The organism is Pseudomonas graminis, from assembly GCF_001705435.1.
GTDB classification, from domain to species: Bacteria; Pseudomonadota; Gammaproteobacteria; order Pseudomonadales; family Pseudomonadaceae; genus Aquipseudomonas; species Aquipseudomonas graminis_B.
The window spans coordinates 507,764-533,538 of record NZ_MDEN01000069.1 but is presented as its reverse complement, the minus strand read 5'-3'; the positions used below and the strand labels follow the sequence as shown (position 1 = coordinate 533,538).

The following is a 25,775-nucleotide window of genomic DNA, read 5'->3' as shown; positions in this document are numbered from 1 at the left end:
ACAGTGTCGCGACAGCTTCTGACGACAAAGCGACAGATTCTGTCAGTCAGACGACTTCGCTGCCCATCGTCAAGAGGCCTTGGCGGGGGCCGCACTTGCCGCTGTGGCGGGCGCAGCGCCTGGGGTTGGCGTGGCGGCAGGTGCAGGCAGTGTGGCCGGCGTCGGTGCAGGTGCAGCGGATGGCGGCACGGCCGGGGTCTGCTGCGCCACTCGCTCCAGGTGAATGTTCACCCGACGGTTGCGCGCGCGGTTGGCGTTGTTGGTGTTGGGCGCCAGCGGGTACTGCTCGCCGTGGAAGCGCAGGGTGATCTGTTCTTCCGGAATGCCCTGGGCCTTGAGGTAGTCCATGACGGACAGCGCTCGACGCCGCGACAGATCGCGGTTGGTCAACCGGTTGCCGCTGTTATCGGAGTGGCCGTCCAGTTCGACGTGATTGACCGTCGGATCAGCCTTCATATAAGCCAGCACAGTGTCCAGCTTGCGCCTGGCCGTAGCGTCCAGCTCGATGCCGCCACCCGGAAAACCGATCTCGGACTGCCGCACTTGCTCGAAATTCATCGGCAACAGCTTCGCGGTACAGACCTGGAAGTCACCATAGGCTTTGCTGAATTTGACCGGCAACAGCCTGACTTCCATCGCGCCGCCGCCATCTCGCAGGGTGTGACGAATCATCGGGCTGCGACCTTCCATCAAACCCGCGATCAGCCGCGTGGCCTGGGCCTGGTTGGTATTGAAAGGAATCTCGCCGTTGCCGACTTTCACTGCGCCAAGATTGAGATCTCCGCGACCCGGCTGCCACGGCGCCGCCGCGGCAATCAACGTGGCCGAGCCGGACGAAAGGCTGTAGCCATTTGCCTTCAACCGAAACGTCGGTTGCTCGCCCGCGCGTCGCACGAACTCGCCCGCACCGAAATCGGCGATCGGTTGAGTCAGTCGGCACTCGAACTGGTCGCCTTCCACCTTCCACTCAATATTCTCCAGACGCGTCTGGAAGGTGAGCGCCACGGCCGGCAGGCTGGCAAACGCGCTGAGCAGGGCTAGATATCGCTGGCGCACGGGAGGCTCCACTAAATTCACGTGTAACAAGATTTATGACTTACACGTGGCTATCGGTAACTTCCCGCAAAACTTGATAGCGAGTGCCTGGAGGAGTCTTTTCCGGTAGCATTCCCAGCGAGTTTGACCCGCCTGGAATCCCCAATGTCCGAACGCCTGACCCTCCTGCGCCCCGACGACTGGCATATCCATCTTCGAGATGGCGCTGTTTTGCCCCACACCGTCGCCGACGTAGCGCGCACCTTTGGCCGCGCGATCATCATGCCGAACCTCGTGCCCCCGGTACGCAACGCGGAGCAAGCGGACGCCTATCGTCAGCGCATCCTCGCTGCACGTCCACAAGGCAGCCGCTTCGAGCCGCTCATGGTGCTTTACCTCACTGACCTGACGCAGCCCGAAGAGATTCGCGCCGCGAAGGCCAGTGGCTTCGTGTATGCCGCCAAGTTGTACCCGGCAGGCGCGACGACCAATTCCGATTCCGGTGTCACCAGCGTCGACAAGATCTTCCCGGTGCTCGAGGCGATGGCTGAGGTGGGCTTGCCGCTGCTCATCCACGGCGAAGTGACCCGCGGCGACATCGACGTGTTCGACCGTGAAAAGATTTTCATCGACGAGCACATGCGACGTGTCGTCGAGCGTTTTCCGACGCTGAAAGTGGTGTTCGAACACATCACCACCGCCGACGCCGTGCAGTTCGTCAATGAAGCTTCGGCCAATGTGGGCGCGACCATCACTGCCCACCATTTGCTGTACAACCGCAACCATATGCTGGTCGGCGGCATTCGCCCTCACTTCTATTGCCTGCCGATTCTCAAGCGCAACACCCACCAGGTTGCCCTGCTTGATGCCGCCACCAGCGGCAGCAGCAAGTTCTTCCTCGGTACGGACTCCGCGCCCCACGCGCAGCACGCGAAAGAAGCGGCGTGCGGTTGTGCCGGCTGCTACACCGCATTCGCCGCCATCGAGCTTTACGCCGAGGCGTTCGAATCACGCAACGCGCTGGACAAGCTGGAAGGCTTCGCCAGTTTGCACGGCCCGGCGTTCTATGGTCTGCCGACCAACACCGACACCATTACCCTGGTTCGTGACGAGTGGACGGCCCCCGCCAGCCTGCCGTTTGGCGAGCTTTCTGTTATCCCGCTGCGCGCCGGTGAAAAACTGCGCTGGCGCCTGCTGGAGGAACACGCGTGACTGAAGATCATTACGAAGACGAGCAAGAAGGCTCCGGCGGCGGCACTGGCTCCCGGCACCCGATGGCTGCCCGTTTTCGCGGTTACCTGCCCGTTGTCGTTGACGTAGAAACTGGCGGGTTCAATTGCGCCACTGATGCGTTGCTGGAGATCGCCGCCACCACCATCGGCATGGACGAGAAAGGCTTTGTCTTCCCGGACCACACCTATTTCTTCCGTGTCGAACCGTTCGAGGGCGCCAACGTGGAAGCCGCGGCGCTGGAGTTCACCGGCATCAAGCTGGATCACCCGCTGCGCATGGCCGTGAGTGAAGAAACCGCGCTGACGGACATCTTCCGCGGCATCCGCAAGGCGCTGAAAGCCAACGGCTGCAAGCGTGCGATCCTGGTCGGTCACAACGCCAGCTTCGACCTGGGCTTTCTCAACGCAGCGGTTGCGCGGCTGGACATGAAGCGCAATCCGTTTCACCCGTTCTCCAGCTTCGACACCGCGACGCTGGCGGGCCTGGCGTACGGCCAGACTGTCCTGGCCAAAGCCTGCCAGTCGGCGGACATCGATTTCGACGGTCGCGAGGCCCACTCGGCCCGTTACGACACCGAGAAGACTGCCGAGCTGTTCTGCGGCATCGTCAACCGCTGGAAAGAAATGGGCGGCTGGCACGACTTCGACAACTGAGTCGATGTTGCTGCGCAATGAATGAATGAACCGGCCCAAGTGGCCGGTTTTTTTTGGGGTGGGATTTCCGGCTGGTGATTGCGCTGTGGATAGCCGGGGACAGATTAATTTACGGTGAAGCGTTGTAAATAAATCAGTCCCCTCGATGTCAGGCCCCTTCCCGGCTAAAGCCGGTCCCACTAAAAAGCACATCGCGTACAACCCGTGGGATCGGCTTCAGTCGGGAAGCTCTTGATCTGCTCTTGATCCGCTTTTGATCTTCATACGCAAAAAGCCCAGACACCGCAGAACGCGACTTGGGTGCAGGCTGAACGCAGGTTTCGCGGAGTGGGCCGAGCGGCATGGATGCCGCGAGAGCGCCGTCAGGACATGGATGTCCGTTCGGCGCGCGCCCACGGAGCGAGACCGGAGTGAAGGAACCCTGACGAAGGAAGGGCCCAACCAGGAGCACGGCCTTTTTGGTTACTTTTTCGGCTGTTGGAAAAAGTGACCCGCCGTAAGGGCGGAACCTTAATCAGCACCACCACCGATAATGGATACACACACAACCCTCGCAAGCGATCATGCCTATCGCAGCAGCTGACCACTCATCGGTAGCCACGCGAACAAGCCTGAGTAGTTTTGACAAGCATTCTCATTAACATTAGTATCCATCGCATTGAGCCAATCACTCAGCGACGGTTTCTTATATGTATGTCTGCCTCTGCCAAGGTGTTACCGACGGACAAATCCGTGAAGCAATCATGGAAGGATGCTGCAGCTATCGTGACGTCCGCGAGACCCTCGGTGTCGCCAGCAAGTGTGGGAAATGTGCCTGCCTGGCCAAGGAAGTGGTGCGTGAAACCCTGACCGAGCTGCAAACCAGCCACGCCGCCCTCGCCTATCCTGCAGAATTTTCAGCTGCCTGAATAATCGCATTCAAACAAAACCGGACACTGTCCGGTTTTTTTATGCCTTTAATTCAATCGCTTAGCGACAAGATGCGGAACACAAACATTCTTATTCCTATTTATTTTCACTTATTATTCAATAACTTAGGTTTGACAGAGTTATAGAGGGGGCTCAGACTTGCCGCCTGTATTACCTATACCTTCGACAGGACCCGATCATGAAAGGCGACATCACAGTCATCCAGCATCTCAACAAGATCCTCGGTAACGAGCTGGTCGCGATCAATCAGTACTTCCTGCATGCGCGCATGTACGAAGACTGGGGCCTGAACAAGTTGGGCAAACACGAGTACCACGAATCCATCGACGAGATGAAACACGCTGACAAACTGATCAAGCGCATCCTGTTTCTGGAAGGCCTCCCGAACCTGCAAGACCTGGGCAAGATCCTGATCGGCGAACACACCAAGGAAATGCTGGAGTGTGACCTGCGTATCGAGCGCAAGGGCCACGCCGATCTGAAAGCCGCCATCGCCCACTGCGAAACCGTCGGTGACTTCGGCAGCCGCGAGATGCTGGAAGACATTCTGGAATCGGAAGAAGAACACATCGACTGGCTGGAAACCCAGCTGGGCCTGATCGACAAGGTCGGCATCGAGAACTACCTGCAGTCTCAAATGGGCGAAGAGGACTGATTCTCGTCCCTGCCTCCCAACAAGACCGCCCAATAAAAAGCCCCGCGTCTCGGCAGAGAGCGGGGCTTTTTTACGACTGCCGAAAATCAGGCAGTGGCGTTTTTCGCAACAGCATCTTTCACCAGTTTCTGCAGCGAACCGTCAGCCTGCATCTCAGTGATGATGTCGCTACCGCCGACCAGCTCACCACCGACCCACAGCTGTGGGAAGGTTGGCCAGTTGGCGTACTTTGGCAGGTTGGCGCGGATTTCCGGGTTCTGCAGGATATCGACGTACGCGAACTTTTCGCCACACGCCATCAGTGCCTGAGAAGCCTTGGCCGAAAAGCCACACTGCGGGGCATTCGGAGCACCTTTCATGTAGAGCAGAACGGTGTTGCTGGCAATCTGGTCTTTGATCGTTTCGATAATATCCATGGAGCACCTCGGCTAAACTTTACGACTGTATGTGTCGACACGGTGGCGCATTCTAAACGATTCCCGAGCATAACGCTTGGTCTTGGCCATGGCGGCTTCTCGGGAAATGATGGCCGTCATGCCGCTGCCACGGTCACTGGCACTCCGTTGAGCACGGCGTTCCCGGAAATCCCGTCCAGTGCCCGCTCGTCAGTCAGATCATTGGCGCTCTCACCTGGCTGAGCCGTCGCGATGTCCATTCTCACGCCCGGACGACCGTGGCCCCAGCCGTGGGGCAGGCTTACGACGCCGGGCATCATCTCGATGCTGCCCATCACTTCTACCTCAATGACGCCGACCCGCGAACTGACCCTGACCCGCTGTCCGTCCATCAACCCTCGGCTGAGCAAGTCGTCGGGGTGCATCAACAACTGATGCCGCGGTTTGCCTTTCACCAGACGATGGAAGTTGTGCATCCATGAATTATTGCTGCGGACGTGGCGCCGACCGATGAGCATCAGGCCACCGGCCTGGGGCGCAGGCTCCCCGGCAAAACGGGCCAGGTCAGCGAGAATCACGGGCGGGGCGGCCTGTACCCGCTGGTTGACGGTTTTAAGACGCTTGGCGAGGTTGGGCTTGAGCGGCCCCAGGTCCAGGCCGTGGGGGTACTGCGCGAGTGTCTCCAGCGACAATTTGAGCGGCGAAGCATCACCATACAGCCCGGCCCGCAGACCGCGATCGACCATCTGCGCAGGCGGCATCGTCGGTTTCAATTCGCGCCCGGTTTTCAGTGCGAACGCCTGGGCGAGGCCGACGAAGATTTCCCAGTCGTGCAGCGCTCCCTCGGGCTTGGCAAGAATCGCACGGTTGAACCGGGTGACGTTGCGCACGGCGAACATGTTGAACGTGGTGTCGTAGTGGTCATTTTCCAGCGCAGACGTCGACGGCAGGATGAGGTCCGCGTGCCGTGTGGTTTCGTTGATGTACAAATCGACGCTGACCATGAACTGCAGCCCTTCAAGGGCGGTGTCAAGCTGACGGCCGTTCGGTGTCGACAACACCGGGTTGCCCGCCACGGTAATCAGCGCCTTGATCTGGCCCTCCCCCGGGGTCAGCATTTCCTCGGCCAGCGCAGAAACCGGCAGCTCGCCACCGTATTCCGGCAGTCGCGAGACGCGGCTCTGCCAGCGATTGAAGCTGCCGCCGGAGGTCGATGCCACCAAGTCCAGCGCCGGCTCGGTGCACAGCGCACCGCCTGGCCGATCGAGATTGCCGGTGACCAGGTTGATCAGTTGCACCAGCCAGTGGCACAGCGTGCCGAACGCCTGGGTGGAAATGCCCATGCGCCCGTAGCACACGCCGCGTTCGGCGGCGGCGAAGTCCCGTGCGAGCCGCCTGATCTGCTCGGCAGGCACGCCGCATCGAGGGCTCATGGCGTCGGCGGTCATCTCGCTGACGGCCGCGCGGACGTCCTCCAGGCCATCCACGGCAAGATGGCTGTCGCGGGTCAGGCCTTCGGCAAACAAGGTGTGCAACAAGCCGAACAGAAACGCCGCATCCCCGCCCGGGCGAATGAACAGGTGCTGGTCGGCTATTGCTGCGGTTTCGCTGCGGCGCGGATCGACCACAACGACTTTGCCGCCGCGGGCCTGGATCGCCTTCAGACGCTTCTCGACGTCGGGCACAGTCATGATGCTGCCGTTGGACGCCAGCGGATTACCGCCGAGGATGAGCATGAAATCGGTGTGGTCAATGTCGGCGATGGGCAGCAGCAGGCCGTGGCCGTACATCAAATGACTGGTCAGGTGGTGTGGCAACTGGTCCACAGAGGTTGCGGAGTAGCGGTTACGGGTTTTCAGCAGTCCGAGAAAATAATTGCTGTGGGTCATCAGCCCATAGTTATGCACGCTGGGGTTGCCCTGATAGACCGCCACCGCGTTTTGCCCATGACGCGCCTGAATGCCGGCCAGGCGCTCGGCGATCAGATCAAACGCGGCCTGCCACTCGATCGGCTGCCAGTCGTTGCCGATACGCTGCATGGGCTGCCGGAGCCGATCGGGGTCATTCTGGATGTCTTGCAGCGCGACGGCTTTGGGGCAGATATGCCCGCGACTGAAGGTGTCCTGCGCATCGCCCTTGATCGAGGTAATCAGGGTGGTGGCATCGTCCTGAAGGGTGGTTTCGAGGGTGAGGCCGCAAATCGCCTCGCACAGGTGACAGGCACGGTGGTGGAGAGTCTTGGTCATCGCCAGTCTCGAGTTTTTATAGGGCGATCAGCCGATCGCGGATACAAAACTATGGGACCTGTCCGGGCGATGCGCCAGAAATGTCAGCGCCGTGAATCGGGCAGCATCAGGCGAGCCGATAGCTCACCCGATGAAAGAAGTGTCACTCAGGAAGCAGAGCCACCGATAGGTGTAACCACCTTGCGCTGCATCTGCACCTCATGAACCGTTTCGATCTGTTCCTGAGACACCTGGATGCCGGTGAGTTCGCCGATCAGCCGCCAGTGTTCGTCGAGTCCGGCGCTGATGGTTGCCATGCGATCGATCATCCGGCGCCCCGCAGAACGGGTCACTTCGTCTTCGCTGCGCATCAGTTCGAACGACATCGACGTCATGGACGCCGTGAGGTGCGTAAGGGTCCGAGCCGTAAGCCCGAGTAGTTCCGTCAGTTGTTGCTCTTTTGAATCCATTCCCCACCTCTTTTGGAGGACATAAGCCGCCTTTATAACCCACGCCGATGGTTTAGGAAACGTCCGGGTCTCCGCGGCGTGAAGCATGTCGCATAAGGCTGCACAGTGGTTTGCGACTGTTACGAATCAGGCAGTAATCGCGGCGACGCCAAAGAGCGTTACAAGCGAGCTGTCTGATCAGGACTAATGCGATGGCGAATGGCCTGCGCAGAAACATGACTGTAGCACTTCGTTACATGAAAAGCGTCCTGCTAACGCCGCTTTCAGGCTACCGAACGTCCGACGACGATTTTCCGTCACGGCGGGCCTTGGCATCAGGCGACATTTTCTTATACCCTCGCGCCTTCCCTATTCGTCGCCCCGTGCGGCTTTCGCCGCAGGTCTCGCCCGTTTTTCCGAAAAACCCGGCTTTGAGGATCTGCGGTCTGTTGCAGACAAGGTAGTTAATGATGAGCGCAAGGCACTTTCTCTCGATGATGGACTACACCCCCGCTGAGCTGGTCGGGGTGATTCGTCGCGGCGTTGAGCTGAAGGACCTGCGAAATCGAGGCGTGCTCTTCGAGCCATTGAAGGGCCGCATCCTGGCAATGATCTTCGAAAAATCCTCGACCCGGACCCGTGTCTCGTTCGAAGCCGGGATGATCCAGCTGGGCGGCCAGGCCATCTTCCTCTCCCCTCGGGACACCCAGCTGGGCCGTGGCGAGCCGATTGCCGATGGCGCACGGGTCATGTCGCGGATGGTCGATGCGGTGATGATCCGCACCTTCGCCCACAGCAACCTCACCGAATTCGCCGCCCATTCCCGCGTACCGGTGATCAACGGCCTGTCCGATGACCTTCACCCCTGCCAGTTGCTGGCCGACATGCAAACGTTCCTCGAACACCGCGGCTCCATTCAGGGCAAGACCGTGGCGTGGATCGGCGATGGCAACAACATGTGCAACAGCTATATAGAAGCCGCGATTCAGTTCGACTTTCAGTTGCGTGTTGCGTGTCCGGAAGGCTACGAACCCAGCGCGCATTACCTGGCTCTGGCGGGCGATCGCGTGACGTTGATCCGCGATCCCCACGAAGCGGTGAAAGGCGCGCACCTGGTCTCAACCGATGTGTGGACGTCCATGGGCCAGGAAGAAGAAGCCGCCAAGCGTCTGGCCCTGTTCAAACCTTTCCAGGTCACTCGCGAGATGCTCGACCGCGCTGCTGACGATGTGATTTTCATGCACTGCCTGCCGGCGCACCGTGGTGAAGAGATCAGCGAGGACCTGCTGGATGACCCGCGCTCGGTGGCGTGGGATCAAGCGGAGAACCGGCTGCATGCGCAAAAAGCCCTGCTGGAATTCCTCGTCGCTCCTGCCTTCGCTGCCCCATGAGTCAGCCCCTGCTGCTGACGCTGCATGACCTCGCCTGCGGTTATCAGGACCAACGCGTGGTGCAGCACCTCAATCTGCACCTGAACGCCGGCGACATCGGTTGCCTGTTGGGTTCCTCCGGCTGCGGCAAGACCACTACCTTGCGCGCCATCGCCGGTTTCGAACCGTTGCACAAGGGCGAGATCACCCTGGCGGGTAACGTCATTTCCCGACCCGGGTTTACCCTGGCCCCGGAGAAGCGCCGGATCGGCATGGTGTTTCAGGACTATGCCCTGTTCCCCCACCTCACCGTGGCCGACAACATCGCCTTCGGCATCCGCAATCATCCGCGCCAGAAGCAGGTGGTTCAGGAAATGCTGGAGCTGGTCAATCTCGGCGCGCTGGGAACACGTCATCCCCATGAGCTTTCCGGTGGACAGCAGCAGCGTGTGGCGTTGGCCCGCGCACTTGCCCCTGAGCCGCAGTTGCTGCTGCTCGATGAACCGTTCTCAAACCTGGATGGCGAGTTGCGGCGGCGCCTGAGCCATGAGGTGCGCGACATTCTCAAGGCCCGGGGCACCAGCGCGATTCTGGTGACCCACGACCAGGAAGAAGCCTTTGCCGTGAGCGATCACGTCGGCGTGTTCAAGGACGGTCGGCTGGAGCAGTGGGACACGCCCTACAACCTCTATCACGAGCCGGCGACGCCTTATGTCGCCAGTTTCGTCGGTCAGGGTTATTTCATTCGCGGGCAACTGATCGATGCCGAATCGGTGCAGACCGAGTTGGGTGTGCTGCGCGGCAATCGCGCCTATGCCGGCGCGCCAGGCACTCCGATGGATGTCCTGCTGCGCCCTGATGACATTGTTTACGCGCCCGACGGCCCGATAAAGGCCCGAGTCGCGAGCCTGAATTTTCAGGGCGCGGCGACCCTGTACCGCCTGCAGTTGCCGACCGGCACGCAACTGGAGGCGTTGTTCCCCAGCCATGTGGATCTGCGCGCCGGTGATCAGGTCGGCTTCACGGTGTCAGCCGAGCATCTGGTGCTGTTTCCGGCCTCGGGCAGCGTGCCGGTGCATCGGAGCGTTCCGGTGCATCGGGACGTGGTGGTCTGAGGGCCTGTCGTTCTCGACCAGGCACTTTCAGCCCGATATCGACTAACTCAGTATCAACGCGCCGCTGGCGACCAGCGTCGCGTGCCCGCCGATTTTCACGCGCTCCCCCTCAAGCCGGCAGAACAGCTCCCCTCCCCGCGTCGACGCCTGATAGCCCGTCAGGCTGAACTTGTTCAGCCGGGCCGACCAGTAGGGAATCAGGCTGCAGTGCGTCGAGCCCGTGACCGGGTCTTCATTGATGCCGATGCCCGGCGCAAAGTAGCGCGACACAAAATCGTAGCGCTCGCCGTCACCTTTTGCGGTCACGATCACCCCGGGCCACGGCAAACGCGCGAGGGCGGCGAAGTCAGGCTTGCAATCGCGAACGGCCTGCTCGGACTCCAGCACCACCAGCAATTCCGCAGCGCTCAGCACGTCGACGACGGCAACCCCAAGGGCGCGTTCGATTTCCACCGTCACACCCTGCTCGGCGGGCGGCATGGACGGAAAGTCCAGGACCAGCCGATTGCCCTCGCGGCTCACGCTCAACTCGCCGGATTTGCCAGTGAAGTGGATCACCTCGGCCTTCTCGCCGTATTTCTCGAACAGCACGAAGGCGCTGGCCAGGGTCGCATGTCCGCACAACGGCACTTCATGGGTCGGGGTGAACCAGCGTATGTGCCAGCCCGGTGCTTCACGGACCAAAAACGCGGTCTCCGACAGATTGTGCTCTGAGGCAATCTGCTGCATCAATTGATCGGAAAGCCAGGCGTCCAGGCGGTAGACCATTGCCGGGTTGCCTGAGAACGGGCGGTCGGTGAAGGCGTCGACCTGATGGAATTCAAGCTTCATGGAAGGCATCCCCGAGTAAAGAAACGCGGCAACCCGTTCCGGGCGCTGCGGGTCTGCGGTCAGTGTCACCGCATGAAAGAGTCTGGCATTTCTGACAAACCCGAAGAGTCATTCCCGGCCAATACGGGCAAAGGTCGCACCGGTGTGTTGTGCAAGTACGGCGGCGGGCAGTTCGACTTCGAGCCCTCGTCGACCGGCGCTGACAAAAATCGTCGCGAACGGTTGAGCGGACTCATCAATGAAGGTGCGCAGCCTTTTCTTCTGCCCCAGCGGGCTGATCCCACCCAGTAGATAGCCGGTGGCACGCTGGGCGGCGGCCGGGTCAGCCATTTCGGCCTTCTTGGCGCCGGCGGCATGGGCCAGGGCCTTCAGGTCCAGCGAGCCCACCACCGGAACGACCGCCACCAGCAGCTCTCCTTTTTCGGTGCTGGCCAGCAGCGTCTTGAACACCTGAACGGGGGCCAGATCGAGCTTTTCTGCCGCTTCCAGGCCATACGATGCGGCCTTGGGATCATGCTCGTAACTGTGGACGCGATGTTCGGCGCGAACCTTTTTCAGTAAATCCAATGCAGGGGTCATGCAGTGCTCCAGACAACCAGACACTTTGTTGTTTGCTGCCGATACTTTAGGCCATTGGTTATCGAAATGCCTGCATTCGAGAAGGACTTATCCACTAATATCGGCGTCTTGGAACATTCATCGATAAGGTTCGCTTTCGACCTTTGACAAGGTTCGTTTACGTCTATATTTTTTCGAATACGAATATCTCGCTTGCTTCCTTGACGCCATCCCGGTATTCAGTGCGCAAAGGCACTGAGCACTGGCAACACAACGGACGGCCGTTTCCGGAAACTCGCTACATCACCAGGCATTCACCATGACCGACACCGAAAATAAGAATTACATCATCGCTCTGGATCAAGGCACCACCAGCTCCCGCGCCATCATTTTTGACCGCGACGCCAATGTGGTCAGCAGCGCCCAGAGTGAGTTCGTTCAGCATTACCCCCAGCCTGGCTGGGTCGAGCACGATCCGATGGAGATCTTCGCGACCCAGACCGCGTGCATGACCAAGGTCCTGGCCCAGGCGAATCTGCATCACAACCAGATCGCCGCGATCGGTATCACCAACCAGCGCGAAACCACGGTGGTCTGGGAAAAGGACACCGGCCGGCCGATCTACAACGCCGTGGTCTGGCAATGCCGCCGCAGCACCGAGATCTGCCAGCAACTCAAGCGTGACGGTCTGGAAGACTACATCCGCGACACCACCGGTCTGGTCATCGATCCCTACTTTTCCGGCAGCAAACTGAAGTGGATTCTCGATCACGTTGAGGGCAGCCGTGAGCGCGCCCGCCGTGGCGAGTTGCTGTTCGGCACCGTCGACAGCTGGCTGATCTGGAAATTTACCGGCGGCAAGGTGCACGTCACTGACTACACCAACGCCTCGCGCACGATGATGTTCAACATCCATACGCTGGAATGGGATCAGCGCATGCTCGACGTGCTCGACGTGCCCCGGGAAATGTTGCCGGAGGTCAAGTCGTCATCCGAAGTCTATGGCCACAGCAAAAGCGGCATCCCCATCGCCGGGATCGCCGGGGATCAGCAATCGGCGTTGTTCGGCCAGATGTGCGTCGAGCCGGGTCAGGCGAAGAACACCTACGGCACCGGCTGCTTCCTGCTGATGAACACGGGCAAGAAAGCCGTCAAATCCAATCACGGTCTGTTGACCACCATCGGCTGCGGTCCGCGCGGTGAAGTGGCGTACGCACTGGAGGGCGCGGTGTTCAACGGCGGCTCCACCGTGCAGTGGCTGCGCGACGAGCTGAAAATCGTCAACGACTCCATGGACACCGAATACTTCGCCACCAAAGTGAAGAACAGCAATGGCGTCTATCTGGTGCCTGCGTTCACCGGTCTGGGCGCGCCCTACTGGGACCCGTATGCACGGGGCGCCTTGTTCGGCCTGACCCGTGGCGTGAAGGTCGATCACATCATTCGGGCCGCGCTGGAGTCCATCGCCTACCAGACCCGCGATGTGCTCGACGCCATGCAACAGGATGCCGGCGAGCCGCTCAAGGCCCTTCGCGTTGACGGCGGCGCAGTGGCGAACAACTTCCTCATGCAGTTCCAGGCCGACATTCTCGGCACGCCGGTAGAGCGCCCGAAAATGCGCGAAACCACCGCGTTGGGCGCGGCCTATCTGGCAGGTCTCGCGATCGGGTTCTGGAGCGGGCTCGACGAGCTGAGGGGCAAAGCGGTCATCGAGCGCAAGTTCGAGCCGCAATGCGATGACGCCGAGAAGGAAAAACTCTACGCCGGCTGGCGCAAGGCGGTGGACCGCACGCGCGACTGGGAACCCCACGAAGAGGTCGAATAAGCGCGATCCCGGACGGGGCGTCAGGGGCATTTTTTCCGGCTGACAGGTAATGGCTGCCTGCGGCATCATGGGCGCCCGTGCCCGAAGGATAAAAAATGAATCTGCCACCCCGTCAACAGCAGATCCTCGAGCTGGTCCGTGAGCGCGGCTACGTCAGCATTGAGGAAATGGCGCAGCTGTTCGTCGTGACCCCGCAAACCATCCGCCGCGACATCAATCAGCTCGCGGAAATGAATCTCCTGCGTCGCTACCACGGCGGCGCGGCCTACGATTCCAGCATCGAAAACACTGCTTACGCCATGCGTGCCGATCAGATGCGCGATGAGAAGCAGCGCATCGCCGAGGCCATCGCCGCACAGATCCCGGATCACGCGTCGCTGTTCATCAACATCGGCACCACCACCGAATCCATTGCCCGCGCGCTGCTCAACCATAACCACCTGAAGATCATCACCAACAACCTGCACGTGGCGTCGATTCTCAGCGGCAAGGACGACTTCGAAGTGCTGCTGGCCGGCGGCAATGTGCGCCGCGATGGCGGCGTGGTCGGTCAAGCGAGCGTGGACTTCATCACCCAGTTCAAGGTCGATTTCGCCCTGGTGGGCATCAGCGGAATCGACGAGGACGGCAGCCTGCTGGATTTCGATTATCAGGAAGTGCGCGTTTCCCAGGCGATCATCGCCAACGCGCGTCAGGTGATTCTGGCTGCGGACTCCAGCAAGTTCGGCCGCAACGCGATGGTTCGACTGGGACCGATCACGTTGATCGACTGCCTGGTGACGGACCAGACGCCCGTGCCAGCGCTGTCGCAACTGCTGACCCAGAACAAGATTCGGCTGGAAGTGGTTTAACCCCGATCCATGAGCGAGCGCGATTCCGGCGCTCGCCCCACCTCCGATGTTCGCTTTTGTTCCTTTCCCTTTTCTCTGATCAGTATTTTCAATGAATACTGAGTGGCTGTGTTCACCTTATTGCGCTACTATTTTCGGAAATGAACATAAATGTTCGAATTCGCCTTCCCAGTAGCGCAACATTCGAACGCGATTGAACACTCAGGAGGCCCCGATGGCCCAGTCCAGCTTGCCGACCCCACCCCTTTCCGAGGTCTACGACGTTGCCGTGATCGGTGGTGGCATCAATGGTGTCGGCATCGCGGCAGACGCATCGGGCCGGGGCCTTTCAGTCTTTCTCTGCGAGAAGGACGACCTCGCCAGCCACACCTCTTCGGCCAGCAGCAAGCTGATCCACGGTGGCCTACGTTACCTTGAGCATTACGAATTCCGTCTGGTTCGCGAAGCGCTGGCCGAACGTGAAGTGCTCCTGGAAAAAGCACCGCACATCGTCAAGCCGATGCGCTTCGTATTGCCCCACCGTCCGCACCTGCGCCCCGCGTGGATGATCCGCGCCGGGCTGTTCCTGTATGACCACCTTGGCAAACGCGAGAAGCTGGCAGGCTCGAAAAGCATTCGCTTTGGCGCCAACAGCCCGTTGAACAGCTCGATTACCAAAGGCTTCGAATACTCAGATTGCTGGGTTGACGATGCACGTCTGGTCGTCCTCAACGCCATGGCCGCCCGTGAAAAAGGCGCGCACATCCATACCCAGACCTGCTGCCTGGGCGCCCATCGCAGCGGCGGCGTGTGGCACATGAACATGGAGCGTGCGGATGGCAGTCAGTTTTCCATTCGCGCCAAAGCCTTGGTGAATGCGGCGGGTCCATGGGTTGCCAAGTTCATTCGTGAAGATCTCAAGCTCGAATCGCAGTACGGCATTCGCCTGATTCAGGGCAGCCACTTGATCGTGCCGAAACTGTACGAAGGTGAAAACGCCTTCATTCTGCAGAACGAAGATCAGCGCATCGTGTTCGCCATTCCTTACCTGGAACGCTTCACCATCATCGGTACGACCGACCGCGAATATTCTGACGACCCGGGCAAAGTAGCGATCACCGAAGGCGAGACCGATTACCTGCTGAAGATCGTGAATGATCACTTCAAGAAGCAACTCAGCCGCGCCGACATTCTGAGCACGTGGTCAGGCGTGCGGCCGCTGTGCAATGACGAGTCGGACAACCCGTCGGCGATCACCCGTGACTACACGTTGTCGCTGTCGGGCAGCGCCCAAGAGGCGCCGATCCTGTCCGTGTTCGGCGGCAAGCTGACGACCTACCGCAAACTGGCGGAGTCGGCGATGCAGCAACTGGCGCCGTTCTTCCCGCAGATGAAGCCAAGCTGGACCGCGAAAGCCAGCCTCCCGGGCGGTGAGAGCATGACCACGCCTCAGGCACTGGCCGCCGAGCTGCAGCAGCGTTGTGCATGGCTGCCGGCCGAAATCGCCAAGCGCTGGGCCATTACCTATGGCTCACGCAGCTGGCGCATCGTGGAGGGCGTTCAGACGCTGGGCGAAATGGGCGAACACTTGGGCGGCGGTCTGTACAGCCGCGAAGTGGACTACCTGTGCAGTGAGGAATGGGCGACCAAGGCCCAGGACATTCTGTGGCGCCGGACCAAGCTGGGTCTGTTCACCACCGACGAAGAGCATCAGAAGGTTCAGGCGTACCTGGACAGCGCGGCACGCAGCAACGGGGCCGTTGAGCGTATTGAATGGCCCGTGTCGGCGCCAAAGATTCACGCATAATCTGCCAGATCCAATTCCCGGCTGAAGCCGGTCCCACGGAAGCACCGCGATCCCGGGGATCGGCTAGAGCCGGTCCAGCGGAAGCACCGCGACCCCGGGGATCGGCTAGAGCCGGTCCAGCGGAAGCACCGCGATCCTGCGGGCCGGCTTGAACCGGTACAGCGGAATCACCGCAATCCTGTAGGACCGGCTTTAGCCGGGAAAGCGTCAGACAGCACACCGCAAAACCATCTGCCTCAACACGCCCCACCCCGCCGCTATCATTCGGATTCCCGAACATCTCGCCCCACCCGATTCGGATTCCCGGACGGCCGATCCGCCTCGCCCACTTCCCTCCTCCATAAATAGCCAACACTTTCATACCCTTAGCTTCGGTCACCTCTCTGGCATGACTCATGCTCTACACTCTTGCACGATTGCTTCGATGTAGCGTGTCGCCTGACTGGGCCGCCGTTGAAGCGCTCTGAAACGATAGGGCCGTCCAACACCGGCCCAATAAAAAAAACAATGTCGAGGAAAAACAGATGCGCATCGTTCCCCAACTCCTGGGCGCAGCCATTGCTGCCGCTCTGATCACCACCCCCGTTTTCGCCGCCGAACTCACCGGCACGCTTAAAAAAATCAAAGAGTCCGGCACCATCACCCTCGGTCACCGCGACTCCTCCATTCCTTTTTCCTATATCGCTGATGCTTCCGGCGTGCCAGTGGGTTACTCCGCTGACATCCAGCTGAAGATCGTCGAAGCGATCAAGAAAGACCTGGACATGCCTGATCTGAAGGTCAAGTACAACCTGGTCACTTCCCAGACCCGCATCCCGCTGGTCCAGAACGGCACCGTCGACGTCGAATGTGGTTCCACCACCAACAACGCCGAGCGCGCCCAGCAAGTCGACTTCTCCGTCGGCATTTTCGAAATCGGCACGCGTCTGCTGAGCAAAGCTGACTCGTCCTACAAAGACTTCGATGACCTCAAGGGCAAGAACGTCGTGACCACGGCGGGCACCACGTCCGAGCGCCTCCTCAAGGCGATGAACGCCGACAAACAGATGGGCATGAACGTGATTTCGGCCAAGGACCACGGCGAGTCGTTCCAGATGCTGGAATCGGGCCGCGCCGTTGCCTTCATGATGGACGACGCCCTGCTCGCAGGCGAAATGGCCAAGGCCAAGAAGCCGACCGACTGGGCCGTTACCGGCACCCCTCAGTCCTACGAAATCTACGGTTGCATGGTTCGCAAGGAAGACCCTGCGTTCAAGAAAGCCGTCGACGACGCCATCGTTGCGACCTACAAATCGGGCGAGATCAACAAGATCTACGACAAGTGGTTCACCCAGCCGATTCCGCCAAAAGACCTGAACCTGATGTTCCCGATGAGCGAACAGCTCAAAGCGCTGATCGCCAACCCGAACGACAAGCCGGCGCCGGACAAGAAGGCCTGAGTCCTTCGCTCCGCCATTCTGACAACGTGAAAAGCCTGACTTCCGGAGACGCCCTGCGTTTCCGGAAGCCGCTACCTGGCGCGTGCGTGCATAACGATCGATAAGAGGGGAGACCCTGATGAACTACAACTGGGACTGGGGCGTGTTCTTCAAGTCCACGGGCGTCGGCAGCGAGACCTATCTGGACTGGTACATCACCGGGCTGGGCTGGACCATCGCCATTGCCGTTGCTGCCTGGATCATTGCGTTGCTGCTGGGCTCGGTGCTCGGGGTGATGCGCACGGTGCCCAACCGCATCGTTTCTTCAATTGCCGCGATTTACGTGGAAATCTTCCGTAACGTGCCACTGCTGGTGCAGCTGTTCATCTGGTACTTCCTGGTGCCGGATCTGCTGCCTGAGAACCTGCAGGAGTGGTACAAGCAAGACCTTAACCCGACGACTTCAGCGTTCCTGAGTGTTGTCGTGTGCCTGGGCCTGTTCACCGCTGCACGTGTGTGCGAGCAAGTGCGCACCGGTATTCAGGCGCTGCCGGTGGGGCAGGAATCCGCTGCGCGCGCTATGGGTTTCAAGCTGCCGCAGATCTACTGGAACGTGCTGCTGCCTCAGGCGTACCGGATCATCATTCCGCCGCTCACCTCCGAATTCCTCAACGTGTTCAAGAACTCGTCCGTGGCGTCGCTGATCGGCCTGATGGAGTTGCTCGCGCAGACCAAACAGACCGCCGAGTTTTCCGCGAACCTGTTCGAAGCCTTCACCCTGGCGACGCTGATCTACTTCACCCTGAACATGAGCCTGATGCTGCTCATGCGCCTGGTCGAGAAGAAAGTGGCGGTGCCAGGCCTGATCTCCGTGGGAGGTAAATAATGGACTTCTCTGGAGTGATTCCTGCGATTCCGGGCATGTGGAACGGCATGCTCATGACCTTGCAGTTGATGGTCATGGGCATCGTGGGCGGCATCATCATCGGCACGATTCTGGCGCTGATGCGGTTGTCGTCGAACAAGCTGGCGTCACGTCTTGCCGGCGCCTACGTCAACTACTTCCGCTCGATCCCACTGCTGCTGGTCATCACCTGGTTCTACCTGGCGGTGCCGTTCGTGCTGCGCTGGATCACCGGCGAAGACACGCCGATCGGCGCGTTCACCTCCTGCGTCGTGGCATTCATGATGTTCGAGGCGGCCTACTTCTGTGAAATCGTGCGGGCCGGCGTGCAGTCGATTTCCCGCGGCCAGATGGGCGCCGCTCAGGCGCTGGGCATGACCTACGGCCAGATGATGCGCCTGATCATCCTGCCCCAGGCGTTCCGCAAGATGACCCCGCTGCTGTTGCAGCAGAGCATCATCCTGTTTCAGGACACCTCGCTGGTCTACACGGTCGGCCTGGTCGACTTCCTCAACTCGGCACGCTCCAGCGGCGACATCATCGGGCGCTCCAACGAGTTCCTGATTGTCGCCGGTCTGGTGTACTTCACGATCAGCTTCGCCGCGTCGCGCCTGGTCAAGTTCATGCAAAAAAGGTTAGCCGTATGATTTCCATCAAAAATATCAACAAGTGGTATGGGGACTTCCAGGTGCTGACCGATTGCAGCACGGAGGTCAAAAAAGGTGAAGTGATTGTGGTCTGCGGCCCGTCGGGCTCGGGCAAGTCCACGCTGATCAAATGCGTCAATGCGCTGGAGCCGTTTCAGAAAGGCGACATCGTGGTCGATGGCACCTCGATCGCCGACCCGAAAACCAATCTGCCGAAACTGCGTTCGCGCGTCGGCATGGTGTTCCAGCATTTCGAGCTGTTTCCGCACCTGACCATCACCGAAAACCTGACCATCGCGCAGATCAAGGTGCTGGGTCGCAGCAAGGAAGAGGCCACCAAAAAAGGCCTGCAACTGCTCGAACGTGTCGGCCTGTCGGACCATGCCCACAAACATCCGGGGCAACTGTCGGGCGGCCAGCAACAACGTGTGGCAATTGCCCGCGCGCTGGCCATGGACCCGGTGGTGATGCTGTTCGACGAACCGACCTCCGCGCTCGACCCGGAGATGGTCAACGAAGTGCTCGACGTGATGGTGCAACTGGCCCATGAAGGCATGACCATGATGTGCGTGACCCACGAAATGGGCTTCGCCCGCAAAGTGGCGGATCGGGTGATCTTCATGGACAAGGGCCAGATCGTCGAAGACTGCGAGAAGGAAGAGTTCTTCGGCGACGTCAACGCGCGCTCCGAGCGGGCTCAGCAATTCCTCAACAAAATCCTGCAGCACTAAAAAGCATTAGCCCTTCGAGGGCGTAAAAACCGCCGGCCGCCCGTTCATCCCTGATGAAACGGGCGGCTGGCCGGTCCAGGACGACTGTGATGAAATGCGACCCCCCTCTCTACCGCGCCGCGCCGCCATCACTCGCCGTGAAACCCCGACTGATTCGCCATCTGTTCGTGCCACCGCTGATCATCCTGCTGATGATTGCGCTGGGTTACGTCACGTATTTGTACAGCGAGAAGAACGCCATCAAGGCGCTGGGTGAAAACGGTCAGCGTCAGCTGGAGCTGCACGCGCGCACCGTCGAGAGCGAGATCAACAAGTACAATTACCTGCCCAGCGTGCTGGAGCTGGAATCCAATGTTTCCGACCTGCTCAACCATCCGTCTGCGGAGTTGCGTTCCAAGGTCAACGATTACCTCGAAGGCCTGAACCGGCGCAGCCGCAGTCGGGCCATCTATGTGCTGGACACCACCGGCCGGGTGCTGGCGACCAGCAACTGGCGCGACGCCGACAGTTACCTCGGCGAGGACTTGTCTTTCCGCGCCTATTATCAGGACGCGATTCGCGGTTTGCCGGGGCGCTTCTACGGCATCGGCAGCACCACCGGCGAGCCCGGTTATTACCTGGCCCACGGGCTGGAAGAGAAAGGCAAAATCATCGGCGTCGCGGTGATCAAGGTCCGGCTTGAAGCGCTGGAAGAGCGCTGGCAGCGCGCGCGCCTGGAAGCGTTTGTCAGCGACGAGAACGGCATCATCATCCTCTCCAGCGATCCGGCGCGACGGCTGAAATCAGTCCGCCCGCTGACCGCCGAGATCAAGGAGCGGCTGGCGCGCAGCCTGCAATATTACTGGTGGCCGCTCAACGAGCTGGTGCCGCTGGAACGTGAATCGATTGCCGACGGCGTCGAGAAGCTGACCTTTCCCGCCAACACCAGCGTCGATCATGAGCACACGGTGGTGAGTTATCTGGCGCAGACCCGCGAACTGGCTGACACGCCTTGGCACCTGACCCTGCTGACACCACTGGAAGACTTGCGCCGGGAAGCCGCCAATCAGGGAATGCTGGTCGCCGTCGCCTGCGCGCTGGTGGCGTTTCTGCTGATTGCCTGGAACGAGCGGCGCAAGGTGATTTCCACCCGCCTCGCCGCCCGAGAAGCGCTGGAGCAGGCGAACAACGAGCTGGAACGGCGCATTACCGACCGCACCGCTGACCTGCGCGCCAGCAACGAACGCCTCAAGGGCCAGATCCGTGAACGTCGCCAGGCCGAAGAGACCCTGCGCCAGGCCCAGGATGAATTGATCCAGGCCGGCAAACTCGCGGCCATCGGCCAGATGTCCACCAGCATCGCCCATGAACTGAATCAGCCACTGGCGGCGCTGCGCACGTTGTCGGGCAACACCGTTCGGTTCCTCGAACGGGGCGCGCTGGACACGGCGAGTGCGAACCTGCGCACCATCAACGATCTGGTGGACCGCATGGGCCGTATCACCGCCAGCCTGCGCGCCTTCGCCCGGCGCGGGGAAGATAAAGGTCAGGCGTCCCTGGGCAAGGCAGTCGAGGCTGCATTGCAATTGCTCGCGGCGCGTCTGGACAATGCGTCACTGGCGCTGCATCAGCAGATCGACGATGTCGAACTGGCGATTGATCAGACCCGGCTTGAGCAGATTCTGGTCAACCTGATCGGCAACGCGCTGGACGCCATGCAAGCGCAGCCGCTGCCGGCTCTATGGCTGGACGGTGACGTGTTCGAGGGCCGCTATCGGTTGCGTGTGCGGGACAACGGCCACGGCATCGACGCCGAAGCGCGCAAGCATTTGTTCGAACCCTTCTTTACCACCAAGCCTGGTGAGCAGGGCCTCGGGTTGGGTTTGACGCTGTCCGCCAGCCTTGCCACGGCGGCAGGCGGCACGCTTAACGCTGAGCACCCGGCCGAGGGCGGCACGATGTTTGTGCTGGTGTTGCCGCTGGTTGACCCCGGGGCGGCGGGTGTATGAGAGATCAGTGCATCCCCAGTCTCGGTGTGACAGTTCATGTGGGAGTGAGCTTGCTCACGAAGACGGCATCCCAGCCGCTGAAGATTCAGCGGTGTGGTGATGTTTGATGAAAGCGAGTCGGCTCGCGAAAGCACCGGGGCAGTGACCCTGTTCGAAAACCTGACACACCGCTTCGCGGGCCAGCACTGGAATACACCATGAACACTGATCTGACGGTCCTCATTGTCGAAGACGACCCGCATGTCCTGCTCGGCTGCCAACAGGCGCTGGCGCTGGAAGACATTCACAGCCAGGGCGTGGGCAGCGCCGAAGAAGCGCTGGCGTTGATCAGTGAGAATTTCGCCGGCATCGTCATCAGTGACATTCGACTGCCGGGCATCGACGGGCTTGAGCTGCTCAAGCGCCTGAAAGAGCGCGATCGAACCCTGCCCGTGGTGCTGATCACCGGTCACGGCGACGTGTCGATGGCCGTCGGTGCGATGCGCGATGGCGCCTACGACTTCATGGAAAAGCCCTTCTCCCCCGAGCGGCTGGTCGAGGTCGCCCGCCGCGCGCTGGAGCAACGCGGGCTGGCCCGGGAAGTCTGGTCATTGCGTCGGCAACTGGCCGAGCGCGATTCTCTGGAAGGCAAGATCATTGGCCGCTCCCAGGCGATGCAAACCCTGCGCGCACTGATCGCCAACGTCGCGGACACCTCGGCCAACGTGCTGATCGAAGGCGAGACCGGCACCGGGAAGGAACTGGTTGCCCGTTGCCTCCATGACTTCAGCCGCCGCCACGACCATCAGTTCGTTGCACTGAACTGCGGCGGCCTGCCGGAAAGCCTGTTCGAGAGCGAAATCTTCGGTCATGAGGCCAACGCGTTCACCGGCGCCGGCAAACGCCGCATCGGCAAGATCGAACACGCCCACGACGGTACGCTGTTTCTCGATGAAGTGGAAAGCATGCCGATCAACCTGCAGATCAAACTGCTGCGGGTATTGCAGGAGCGCACGCTGGAGCGACTGGGTTCAAACCAGAGCGTGGCGGTGGATTGCCGGGTGATCGCAGCGACCAAGTCGGAGCTCAACGCGCTGAGCAAAGCGGGCCAGTTTCGCAGCGACCTGTATTACCGGCTCAACGTGGTGACCCTCGACCTCCCGCCCCTGCGCGAGCGCCGTGAAGACATCCTGCAGTTGTTCGAACATTTTCTGCAGCAGTCGTCACTGCGCTTCGACCGCGAGGCGCCGCAGTTGGACGCAAAGACCCGCTCGGCGCTGCTGGCCCACGACTGGCCGGGCAATGTGCGCGAGCTGCGCAACGTCGCCGAGCGGTACGCATTGGGCCTGCCAGCATTCAAGACCGCCGGTGCGGAAGTCGCCACCCAAAGCCTGGATTTCGCCGAGGCCGTGGAAGCATTCGAGAAGAACCTGTTGGGTGAGGCGTTGCAGCGCAGCGGCGGGAACCTCAGCCAGGCCAGCCAGGAACTGGGCATGGCCAAGACCACGCTGTTCGACAAAGTGAAGAAATACGGGTTGGGGTGAGCAAGTTCGCTGTTTGATTCTGGCCGCAGGCCGTAGGAGCGTGGCTTGTCCCGCGATCGGCTGCGCAGCAGTCGTAAACCGGACGACTCGGTCCTTCCTGAGGAACGCAGTCAGCGGATTGGCTGCCGCTTCGCGCCAGATCGCGGGACAAGCCACGCTCCTACAGGTCATGCGATGGCGGGGGTTATCAGGGTGCCAGGGGAAATTCGCTGCTGCCGACTAACTCATCCACTTCTGCCGCAGTTGGCGCAGTCGCCGGGCCCCAGCAAGTGACGGCAATGGCCGCCGCCGCATTGGCGCGCAATGCGGCTTCTGCAGCGGACAGCCCTGACGCCAGCCCGGCCAGCAACACCCCCGCATGGGCATCACCGGCGCCATTGGTGTCAATGGCCGTCACCGGGAAGCCGCGCACGTGTCGGGTCTCGGAACCCTGGCGGATCCAGCAGCCATTCGCTCCGTCGCGCACCACCATCAAGGCATCCTTGCGCAGCCAGTGCGCCAGCCTGTCCAGGGCCCCATCAATCGTCTCGCACCCAGTGAAGCGCAGCGCTTCTTCGGCATTGCTCGTCCACAGCGTGATCAAGGGCAACACCGCCTGCATCCCGGGCGCCTCCGGGGAATCGATCAGCGGCCCCGGATCGAACACCACGCCCGCCCCCGCTGGCAAATGCGCGAGCCAGTCCAGCAGCGTCGAAACCTTATTCTCGTGCAGCAAGCTATAGCCGCTGACGAACACGTAATCCTCAGCTTGCACATCGGCGCCGCGCAGATCTTCAGCCGACAAACCGCCCTCGGCACCGACATAGGAAATGAACGAGCGCTCGGCCGAAGGCTCGATGAGCGCCACCGACAGGCCAGTGTCCTGACCCGTCGACGCCGCCGCCGCGATGTCGATGCCTTCTGCCGCCATGGCCTGCCGCGCCAGATCGCCGAAACGCCCCGCACCGTGGCGACCGAGGTACAGCGTTGGCATGCCACTGCGTCGTGCGGCGGCCATCACGTTGAATCCCCCGCCGGTTTCGAAGGCCGCCGAGCGGGCGAGCACATCGCCGCCGGAGCGGGGCAAGGCGTCCAGCGCCATGACCAGATCGACCACGACCTGGCCGGTGTAGAGCAATCTAGCGGGCATGAACAACCTCATCGGCAGCAACGCGACGGTCACGGGCGCCGCCCAGCAAAGCATACACACCGCCCGCGACCACGAAGGTCACGATCCAGCCCAGCCCGTTATGGCCGAACCACGAGTCGGACAGCAAACCTTTGAATATCACGTTCTCCGGCGTGGTCGCGACGGTGGTGAAACTGTACCCAAGCACGATGGCCAGGGCCCACGCACCCAGCGCACGCCACTCGATCCCGCCGCGATACCAATAGGCACTGCGCGGCGAGACGTCCATCAAGTCAGCGGGGGAATAGTAATGGCGATGCATCAGGTCGACGACGAAGATCCCGACCCACGCGGTGATTGGCACGGCGAGCATCGAAATGAACGTGATGAACGGGCCGTAGAAACTGTCGGCGATCAGCATGAAGTAAATCGAGCCGGCGAAGATCGCCACGATGTCGACAATCACTGCGTGCACGCGCTTGATCCTCAGGCCCAGCGTCAGCGTGGTCAGGCCCGCCGAGTACACCGACAGATTGTTGGAGAGCAGCAGCCCGCCGAATGCCGTGATCAGGTACGGCACCGCCATCCAGGTCGGCAGCAGTTCGCGGATCGCGATGATCGGATCGGTGGCCGACGCCAGGTGGTCATTGCCCACTGACAGCAGCCCGCCCAGGGTGATCAGCAACACCAGTGGAATGCCTGCGCCGAAAGCAGCCGACGCCACCAGCCGCGTGGCTTTGACGCTGCGATGCTGATAGCGCGACATGTCGGCGCCCGCGTTGGCCCAGCCGATGCCCGTGCCGGCCGCCATGGTGCCGATACCGATGATCATCGCGCTCACCGGTGCAGGCGCGGCGTTGAACACGGCCGCCCAGTCGATGTGCGCGATCAGGAACCCGCCGACGATGACGTTCAAAGCGCCGAAGATGTACGTCGCCCATTTCTGAATGACCAGCAGCGTGGCGTGGCCGAGCCCGGAAACGGTCAGCGTCATCAGCACGAAAATGGCGATGAACACCAGGGTCAGGCCCGGCGCACTTTTAGCTTCCACCGGCGTGGCGAAGAGAATCGAGCACAGCGACAGCAGTACGAAAGCGGCGGTCGTGGTGTTCACCGTCTCCCAGCCCAGGCGCGACATCAGCGAGACGATGGTAGGGCCGATATTCCCTCGCACCCCGAAAATCGCCCGCGACAGCGTCAGACTCGGTGCCCTGCCCCGTCGGCCGGCAATGGAGATGACCCCCACGACAGCAAACGAACCGGCCGCGCCGAGGATCGCCACGATGATCGCCTGCCCGATCGACAGCCCGCGAAAGGCCACGAGCGTTGCCCCCAGCGGCAGCCCGAGGATGCTGATGTTGGCCGCAAACCACACCCAGAAAAGCTGCAACGGGTGGCCGTTGCATTCGTTTTCCGGAACCGGTTCGATGCCGCGTGTTTCAAGCTGACCTGCGCCTTGAGCGGCGTTGGATGTCGTCATGTGAATGCTCCTGTGCCATTTGTTCTGGTTGTGGGCAGTACGCAAAGCAAACGACGTCCGTGTCA

23 protein-coding genes are annotated in these 25,775 nt (G+C 60.9%); 15 read left to right on the top strand and 8 right to left on the bottom strand.

The window, feature by feature from the left end; translation table 11 throughout:
• Window positions 1–69: 69 nt before the first annotated feature.
• Window positions 70–1,056 carry a flagellar protein MotY gene (locus BBI10_RS24560; RefSeq protein ID WP_065992559.1) on the bottom strand — a complete coding sequence of 329 codons (987 nt, stop codon included), beginning with the start codon at window positions 1,054–1,056 and terminating at the stop codon, window positions 70–72.
• Window positions 1,057–1,200: 144 nt separating this feature from the next.
• On the opposite strand from BBI10_RS24560, the gene pyrC reads away from it, so the two are divergent.
• The 4 genes from pyrC to bfr all read left to right on the top strand — a co-directional run bounded on the left by pyrC (window position 1,201) and on the right by bfr (window position 4,506).
• Window positions 1,201–2,247 carry a dihydroorotase gene (gene pyrC, locus BBI10_RS24555; protein WP_065992558.1) on the top strand — a complete coding sequence of 349 codons (1,047 nt, stop codon included), beginning with the start codon at window positions 1,201–1,203 and terminating at the stop codon, window positions 2,245–2,247.
• Window positions 2,244–2,921, top strand: coding sequence for a ribonuclease T (rnt, locus tag BBI10_RS24550; RefSeq protein ID WP_065992557.1), 678 nt, complete (start codon window positions 2,244–2,246; stop codon window positions 2,919–2,921). Before pyrC ends, rnt begins: the two co-directional genes overlap by 4 nt.
• A gap of 689 nt (window positions 2,922–3,610) precedes the next feature.
• The gene (locus BBI10_RS24545) at window positions 3,611–3,829 is read left to right on the top strand and encodes a bacterioferritin-associated ferredoxin (RefSeq protein ID WP_065992556.1); all 219 of its coding nucleotides are present in this window, start codon (window positions 3,611–3,613) and stop codon (window positions 3,827–3,829) included.
• A 200-nt stretch (window positions 3,830–4,029) separates the two neighbouring features.
• Window positions 4,030–4,506 (top strand): bacterioferritin, encoded by a 477-nt coding sequence (bfr, locus tag BBI10_RS24540; RefSeq protein WP_065992554.1) that lies wholly within the window; start codon window positions 4,030–4,032, stop codon window positions 4,504–4,506.
• An 86-nt stretch (window positions 4,507–4,592) separates the two neighbouring features.
• On the opposite strand, the gene grxD is transcribed toward bfr, so the two are convergent.
• The 3 genes from grxD to BBI10_RS24525 form a co-directional block, all read right to left on the bottom strand.
• Window positions 4,593–4,922: a Grx4 family monothiol glutaredoxin gene (gene grxD / locus BBI10_RS24535; RefSeq protein WP_065992552.1), complete on the bottom strand. Its 330-nt coding sequence runs from the start codon at window positions 4,920–4,922 to the stop codon at window positions 4,593–4,595.
• A gap of 116 nt (window positions 4,923–5,038) precedes the next feature.
• Entirely contained in the window at window positions 5,039–7,147 is a 2,109-nt protein-coding gene (locus BBI10_RS24530) for a molybdopterin oxidoreductase family protein (RefSeq protein ID WP_065992548.1), read from the bottom strand.
• A gap of 146 nt (window positions 7,148–7,293) precedes the next feature.
• Window positions 7,294–7,596, bottom strand: a complete 303-nt coding sequence (locus BBI10_RS24525; RefSeq protein ID WP_065992547.1) for a hypothetical protein — start codon at window positions 7,594–7,596, stop codon at window positions 7,294–7,296.
• 449 nt (window positions 7,597–8,045) lie between these two features.
• Here BBI10_RS24525 and argF point away from each other — a divergent pair, with 449 nt between their 5' ends.
• Both argF and BBI10_RS24515 read left to right on the top strand, forming a co-directional pair.
• On the top strand, window positions 8,046–8,966 hold the full coding sequence (argF, locus tag BBI10_RS24520) for an ornithine carbamoyltransferase (RefSeq protein ID WP_065992546.1): 921 nt from the start codon (window positions 8,046–8,048) through the stop codon (window positions 8,964–8,966).
• A complete protein-coding gene (locus BBI10_RS24515) occupies window positions 8,963–10,060 on the top strand; it encodes an ABC transporter ATP-binding protein (RefSeq protein ID WP_065992545.1) in 1,098 nt (365 codons plus the stop codon). The genes argF and BBI10_RS24515 overlap by 4 nt, the downstream gene beginning before the upstream one ends.
• Before the next feature lie 42 nt (window positions 10,061–10,102).
• Here the strand turns inward: BBI10_RS24515 and BBI10_RS24510 are convergent, their stop codons facing one another.
• Window positions 10,103–10,891: a PhzF family phenazine biosynthesis protein gene (locus BBI10_RS24510; protein ID WP_065992544.1), complete on the bottom strand. Its 789-nt coding sequence runs from the start codon at window positions 10,889–10,891 to the stop codon at window positions 10,103–10,105.
• A 108-nt stretch (window positions 10,892–10,999) separates the two neighbouring features.
• Window positions 11,000–11,470: a Cys-tRNA(Pro) deacylase gene (ybaK, locus tag BBI10_RS24505; RefSeq protein ID WP_065992542.1), complete on the bottom strand. Its 471-nt coding sequence runs from the start codon at window positions 11,468–11,470 to the stop codon at window positions 11,000–11,002.
• Between the two features lie 298 nt (window positions 11,471–11,768).
• Between ybaK and glpK the strand changes: the two genes are divergently transcribed.
• The 9 genes from glpK (at window position 11,769) to BBI10_RS24460 (ending at window position 23,122) form a co-directional block, all read left to right on the top strand.
• The gene (gene glpK, locus BBI10_RS24500; protein WP_065992541.1) at window positions 11,769–13,274 is read left to right on the top strand and encodes a glycerol kinase GlpK; all 1,506 of its coding nucleotides are present in this window, start codon (window positions 11,769–11,771) and stop codon (window positions 13,272–13,274) included.
• A 95-nt stretch (window positions 13,275–13,369) separates the two neighbouring features.
• Entirely contained in the window at window positions 13,370–14,125 is a 756-nt protein-coding gene (locus BBI10_RS24495) for a DeoR/GlpR family transcriptional regulator (protein ID WP_065992540.1), read from the top strand.
• Between the two features lie 214 nt (window positions 14,126–14,339).
• Window positions 14,340–15,911 (top strand): glycerol-3-phosphate dehydrogenase, encoded by a 1,572-nt coding sequence (gene glpD, locus BBI10_RS24490; protein ID WP_065992539.1) that lies wholly within the window; start codon window positions 14,340–14,342, stop codon window positions 15,909–15,911.
• A gap of 524 nt (window positions 15,912–16,435) precedes the next feature.
• On the top strand, window positions 16,436–17,350 hold the full coding sequence (locus BBI10_RS24485) for a glutamate/aspartate ABC transporter substrate-binding protein (RefSeq protein ID WP_065992537.1): 915 nt from the start codon (window positions 16,436–16,438) through the stop codon (window positions 17,348–17,350).
• A gap of 118 nt (window positions 17,351–17,468) precedes the next feature.
• Complete coding sequence (locus tag BBI10_RS24480; protein ID WP_065992535.1) at window positions 17,469–18,215, top strand: amino acid ABC transporter permease; 747 nt, start codon at window positions 17,469–17,471, stop codon at window positions 18,213–18,215.
• Window positions 18,212–18,880, top strand: a complete 669-nt coding sequence (locus BBI10_RS24475; RefSeq protein ID WP_192135289.1) for an amino acid ABC transporter permease — start codon at window positions 18,212–18,214, stop codon at window positions 18,878–18,880. Before BBI10_RS24480 ends, BBI10_RS24475 begins: the two co-directional genes overlap by 4 nt.
• Window positions 18,877–19,611, top strand: a complete 735-nt coding sequence (locus BBI10_RS24470) for an amino acid ABC transporter ATP-binding protein (RefSeq protein WP_065992531.1) — start codon at window positions 18,877–18,879, stop codon at window positions 19,609–19,611. Before BBI10_RS24475 ends, BBI10_RS24470 begins: the two co-directional genes overlap by 4 nt.
• A gap of 89 nt (window positions 19,612–19,700) precedes the next feature.
• Window positions 19,701–21,599, top strand: coding sequence for a sensor histidine kinase (locus BBI10_RS24465; protein ID WP_065992529.1), 1,899 nt, complete (start codon window positions 19,701–19,703; stop codon window positions 21,597–21,599).
• 197 nt (window positions 21,600–21,796) lie between these two features.
• Window positions 21,797–23,122 carry a sigma-54-dependent transcriptional regulator gene (locus BBI10_RS24460; protein WP_065992527.1) on the top strand — a complete coding sequence of 442 codons (1,326 nt, stop codon included), beginning with the start codon at window positions 21,797–21,799 and terminating at the stop codon, window positions 23,120–23,122.
• 187 nt (window positions 23,123–23,309) lie between these two features.
• Here BBI10_RS24460 and BBI10_RS24455 read toward each other — a convergent pair whose 3' ends face one another.
• Complete coding sequence (locus tag BBI10_RS24455; RefSeq protein WP_065992525.1) at window positions 23,310–24,251, bottom strand: PfkB family carbohydrate kinase; 942 nt, start codon at window positions 24,249–24,251, stop codon at window positions 23,310–23,312.
• Entirely contained in the window at window positions 24,241–25,710 is a 1,470-nt protein-coding gene (locus tag BBI10_RS24450; protein WP_065992524.1) for a purine-cytosine permease family protein, read from the bottom strand. Before BBI10_RS24450 ends, BBI10_RS24455 begins: the two co-directional genes overlap by 11 nt.
• Window positions 25,711–25,775 lie beyond the last annotated feature (65 nt).